We start from the raw sequence: 4,767 nt of genomic DNA, 5'->3' as shown, positions 1-4,767 counted from the left end.
GTGAAGAACAGCGGGCCGCGGGTCCGGCGGCCGATGAGGCGGGGCAGGAGCTGGGCGGCCCCGTACGCCGACCAGCTGACCGCCGACTTCAACGCAGCTACTCCTCCTCTCCTCGAGGATGCCGAGAAGTAGGGAGCTTCCGCCTCACCAGCGTTCATCGCCTGCGGTTCAGCGACACCACCGTGGTGACGATCAGCCCGGCCAGCGTGGCGATGCTCAGGGCCACCGTCAACGGCTCCTTTAGTACCGGGTACGCGTGGACGAGGAACGCGCCGAACGCGCAGGCCATCAGCGCGACCACCACCCCGATCACGGTCACCGGCACCACCCACCCCGCCCGATCGGGAATGGACGGAGGCTCGGGCACCGGTGCAGGAACATCATCGGGCTGGGTCGTGTTCGAAGTGATGGCCATGTTTTCCCCCTGGGGCGGATGACGGGCGGAGCAGGTGGTACTCCACACCTTGGGTTCGGGCTGGGTGCGCAGACAGCATGGACCGACGAAATCGGCGGCCACGGTGTGGAGCGGGCCGGAGCAGACCACACTCCGACCGTTTGTGTCCCGGGGTGAAGTCCGGGGTTCGGGCAGCACAGTGCGACGCGGCGGGGTTAGCCGCGCAAGCGGCCGTCACACTGCGCTGGAAGAGCTGGACTCATCACTCAACAAAGGAGTCGGTTACCGGCCGGGCTCACCCCGTCTCAGCGGCAGGACGCGGACGGTACCGCTGGAGCTCTGTGTCAAGAGGTGGCGGATGCGGCGGATTTCTTCACCGGCGCCTTGCGCGGCTTCGCGATGGGGGCACGCTGGTACTTGTGGGCGATGGTGAAGCCGGCGGGCGCGAGCGGCGCCTTCTTCTTGAAGGGCTTCTTCTGGACGAGCCCGAGTTCGACGAGCTGCTTCAGGCCGCGCTCATGGGTGTCGGCGGACCAGCCGTACCACTCGTCGGCCTTGTCCCCGGGGAAGGACGCCCAGTCCTTCTCGTTCTCGCGGGCGACGACCAGGAACAGGGCCAGGCCGGGCAGACTCAGCTTCTCGTCACGGCCCTGCGTCCAGAACGTCGTCGGGATCTGCAGGAAGCGGTCCTCTTCAGTGTCGCCCTTGGGCCGGTCGTAGGGCTTTCCTGTGCCGTCCTCGCGCAGCAGCGTCACCTTGATCTTGGTGCCGCTGCGGCTGCACTCGATGAGGGTGCGGTCCGCCAGCCGGCGCAGGGCACGCCAGGCGCCCGTACGCGCCGACTGACTGGTCGCGGTCTCGTGGATGTCCATCAGCCGCGCCCACACCGCGCTGTCGTGCTCGGTCGTCCAGCCCTTGTCTCCGTTGCTGCACGCGGCCACGATCATCAGGTAGGCCCGAAGACCCCGCAGGTCCCTACCGGTGACGAAGTCCCTCAGGGGGCCGTGCCGGCTATCGCCCCCTTTGTTCGCCTGCACGAAGGTCTTGCGCAGCGGCACGTTGGCCCGGATCGAGCGCTTCAGAATGGCCGCCCGGGTGTCCCGTCCGGTCGCCTCATTTTTCTGCACGTCCTGCATGGCTACGGCTGTCGTCTTCATGCCTCAGACGGTAGCTGTGCCAGCATTCAACGCCCAAACGATTCACCCTCGTTGAAGCAAACGGGCTGGGGCATGATCATGGATGTGCCAGCGGGCGTATGTAAGTGCCAAATGTGAGATCCACTGGAAGGGCCGAGTGAGAGGTCAAGCTGAGAGGACATCTGAGATGACTAAACCTCTCGGGAGTCGGGACACCTCAGCTTTGGACTCTGCACGCCCGGACGCCGTCCTCCAGCGCGACAGCTAACCCTGCCGACCAACTCACCCTCCTGGACTGCGCGTCCGTCCTAAAGCCTGGCCTGCACGACCACTCGCCGCCCTGTACGGCGATCTCAAAGCCGAACTCGGCCGCCGCCAACCCGGGAGCCCTGGGGCGGCTGACGCGCACCCAGAAGGGCACACAGGGGCGCTAGATCAGGTCTGGGACATGTCGGCGAACTGGCTGTAGTGCCCGAGGAACGCGACGGTGATCGTGGCGGTGGGCCCGTTACGGTGCTTGGCAACGATCAGGTCCGCTTCCCTGGAACGCGGTGATTCCGATGTCAAAGGCCAGGGTCGATTTTCGACGAAGGCGTCGTCCACCAGGGCCCGCATGGCCTTGGTGAGCATCTCGCACCCTTCGCTGTGGGTCTTGCACAGGGCCTCGACCGTGACGTCGTCCCCGTATTGGCTCGGATCAGGGTGGCCAGCAGCCACTTGGCGGTCATCGACCGCAGGGTGTCCACCGCCCTGTTGTCGATCGCGACGAACCGCGGCGGCCTGCTTACCCGCTTCCTTATCGGGCCACCTCCGCCAGGTAGCCGGCCGCCGACAACTCAGCCAGAGCGGCCGGGACAGCAGGTCGTGGGCAATGATGCGGCAATGGACACAGAGATCACGGTCGCGCTGATAGGCACCGCTGGCGTGTGCGGCACCATCGCAGGCACCCTCGTCGGAGCACGCGTCCAGGCTCACGGCGGGCACGCCCAAGCACAAGCTGCACGCGACGCAGCCGCCACAGCAGCACAAGCCGCACGGCGCCAGGCATTGCACGACCTGCGCTGGTCCTCGCTTACCGCGCTCCTGCGGGCAGCCACCGAGTGCATGGAGACCACCGGACGGCTCTACACGTCCTCACAAGCCCGGATCGACACAGAGCGAGCGGAGGTGGAACGGACATATCACACGTTCAGGCTCGTACAGGCCGAGGCCGAACTCGCCGCACCGCCGGAGATGAAAGACACGCTTGCCCAAATGAACCGGGCCGTGATGGCCGCCTATGACAACGCGCGGATGCAGGCCCCGACGGAGCGGGCCATGCGGGCACTCGACGAGTTGGCCCGGGAAGCGGATCCAGCCGCGCTACGAGCCAAGGACGCCCTCACTCGTCTGCGAGCTGCGGGAGCCCCCCTGTGGAACCCCAGGAGTGGCAATCCGCCAGCCGAGTACGAGGAAGCGATTGAGGCTCTCAATGCGGTCCCCCGGTTGGACCGCCAGCAGGTCCGGCTGCTCCTCGGCAACGCGGCGGTCCCTCTCGAGTACGAATCCGACCGGATCCAGAACGTGCGCAGCGCGAGGCGGGCATGGGCCGAGCGTCGCCACCGATACCAGGAAGCGCGGCACGAACTCATCGTCGTCGCCCGGCAAGCCCTGAACACCAACGAACCGTGAGACGGCGGAGCACCACCCCCTCGATGCCGAGAAAAGGAAACGGTCTAGCGGCGCTCGCTGCGTATGAAGTCGTACTCGTACGGGTGGGCTTCGGACCCTTCGCCGCAGGTGTTGCAGACCCCGGGGTGCAGCCAAGTGTCAAAGAAGTTGTGCGCGAAGCCGCCAGGGCCGTCATAGTCACGCTGGGCAACCTTCAGACACTCTCGGCCCGGTTGGCATCGGCCGCAGCAACCGTGACCGAGGATGGTCGGGTTTGCTTTCTTGGTGCACCCCATGTGAGTGCAGTGCCAGTAGCCGCTGGCGTTGGTGCTCCAACGCTGCTCCCCCTGGCCGGTGCGGTCGCCAATCCTCTCGTCGGTGGAGTCTCGGCTGCCATCGCTCCCGGAGCCTGACACGAAGGCTCCGATGCGGGCGAGGACGATCACACCACCGACCACCGCGCCGCCGATCAAGACCGCTTTCCCGGCGAGCCCCAGACTGTTCCACCTGTCACCGATACGCCGCAGCAGCAGCTTCTCCTCACCCGTGTCCTCCGCCGGCAGTTCGGGGGAGTCGTCGCCACTCGAAGGGCGGTGCGTCATACCGTCCGACACAGCCATCTGGGAGAGGTGTCCTCTCAGCTTTGGGAGCCGAAAGTCTAGAGGCAGCACCGCCGCCAGCCACCCAGAAGAGACGACCGGCAGAGGAAATCCCGGCTGCCCGTCGGGGCTACAAGATCAATTCATTGCCTCCTTGACATGTATCTGGGTCACACCCGCTGGTGGCCCACACTGCCGGGCGTTACGCAGCGGTCCAGAAGCTGCTGGCCGGAGGGAGACGCTGGGGGCGATCAGCCGGACGTTGCGGCTCGACCACTCCACCGTCCGCCGGTTCGCCCGCGCCAGCAGCCTCGACGAACTCTTGGTCAAGGCGAACCGCCCGCGTGGACGTGGGAGGCACCTGGCAGCCAGGTCGAACAGAGAGCGTTCTGGTCTCAGTTGTGGTCTCGTTCACCTCCGTCCAGGGGCACCCGGAAGCCCTTCCGCCTCCCGCTCCGTCGCAGGCCAGAACGTACACGCCCTCCCCCGAACCCCCAGACGAACATTTGGAAAGCGTGTTGGGGGCAACCCCTCACGAGTTCGAATCTCGTATCCTCCGCCATTGCTCTCACCGGGCAATACGTTGAAGGGCCCCACCGGTTTCGGTGGGGCCCTTCTTCGCGTTCTCAGGCGCCGTTGTCCTGGTTTTTGTCCACAGGCCCCGCGCCGGACGCTCCCCAGATCGCTTCCGCGAGCTTCCGCGCCACGTCCTTCAACATCGCGTCCGGCACGTGGAGATACCGCGCCCGCATCCGCGCGGCGGTCCCCGGTTCCCATCCCATGATCAGGTCAATGACCCGGTCCGGAACGCTCAGGAGCATGAGCACGGTAGCGGCGGTATGCCGGGCGTCGTGGAGCCGTCCGTCGTGCACACCCGCGTCGTCGAGCAGCCGCTTCCAGTCGTGGTAGTCCGTGTTGGGGCTCAGCGGCCCGCCGAGTGGCTTGGTGAACACGTACGCGGACTCGGTCCACAGGCTCCCCGCTGCCG

5 protein-coding genes and 1 pseudogene are annotated in these 4,767 nt (G+C 66.5%); 1 reads left to right on the top strand and 5 read right to left on the bottom strand.

Annotated features, from left to right (window positions below; genetic code table 11):
* Positions 1-154 precede the first annotated feature (154 nt).
* The 3 genes and pseudogenes from MCBG_RS32795 to MCBG_RS34605 form a co-directional block, all read right to left on the bottom strand.
* Complete coding sequence (locus MCBG_RS32795) at positions 155-319, bottom strand: hypothetical protein (RefSeq protein ID WP_157560835.1); 165 nt, start codon at positions 317-319, stop codon at positions 155-157.
* Positions 320-738: 419 nt separating this feature from the next.
* On the bottom strand, positions 739-1,551 hold the full coding sequence (locus MCBG_RS30930; RefSeq protein WP_009067498.1) for a hypothetical protein: 813 nt from the start codon (positions 1,549-1,551) through the stop codon (positions 739-741).
* A 414-nt stretch (positions 1,552-1,965) separates the two neighbouring features.
* Positions 1,966-2,088, bottom strand: a pseudogene (locus MCBG_RS34605) (DnaB-like helicase C-terminal domain-containing protein); the annotation flags it as partial.
* A 324-nt stretch (positions 2,089-2,412) separates the two neighbouring features.
* Between MCBG_RS34605 and MCBG_RS30920 the strand changes: the two are divergent.
* Positions 2,413-3,201, top strand: coding sequence for a hypothetical protein (locus tag MCBG_RS30920; protein WP_009067496.1), 789 nt, complete (start codon positions 2,413-2,415; stop codon positions 3,199-3,201).
* Between the two features lie 44 nt (positions 3,202-3,245).
* Here the strand turns inward: MCBG_RS30920 and MCBG_RS30915 are convergent, their stop codons facing one another.
* Positions 3,246-3,800, bottom strand: a complete 555-nt coding sequence (locus MCBG_RS30915; protein WP_009067495.1) for a hypothetical protein — start codon at positions 3,798-3,800, stop codon at positions 3,246-3,248.
* Positions 3,801-4,405: 605 nt separating this feature from the next.
* On the bottom strand, positions 4,406-4,767 hold a 362-nt coding region (locus MCBG_RS30910), incomplete at its 5' end, for a tyrosine-type recombinase/integrase (protein ID WP_043331315.1).

It is taken from the genome of Micromonospora sp. M42, from assembly GCF_000568915.1.
Taxonomy (GTDB): domain Bacteria; phylum Actinomycetota; class Actinomycetes; order Mycobacteriales; family Micromonosporaceae; genus Micromonospora; species Micromonospora chalcea.
This window is presented reverse-complemented; position numbering and strand designations above follow the sequence as displayed.

Coding starts and splice junctions, on each gene's coding strand:
- MCBG_RS30930 (WP_009067498.1), bottom strand. CDS start 1,551: ATGAAGACGACAGCCGTAGCCATGCAGGACGTGCAGAAAAATGAGGCG.
- MCBG_RS30920 (WP_009067496.1), top strand. CDS start 2,413: ATGGACACAGAGATCACGGTCGCGCTGATAGGCACCGCTGGCGTGTGC.
- MCBG_RS30915 (WP_009067495.1), bottom strand. CDS start 3,800: ATGGCTGTGTCGGACGGTATGACGCACCGCCCTTCGAGTGGCGACGAC.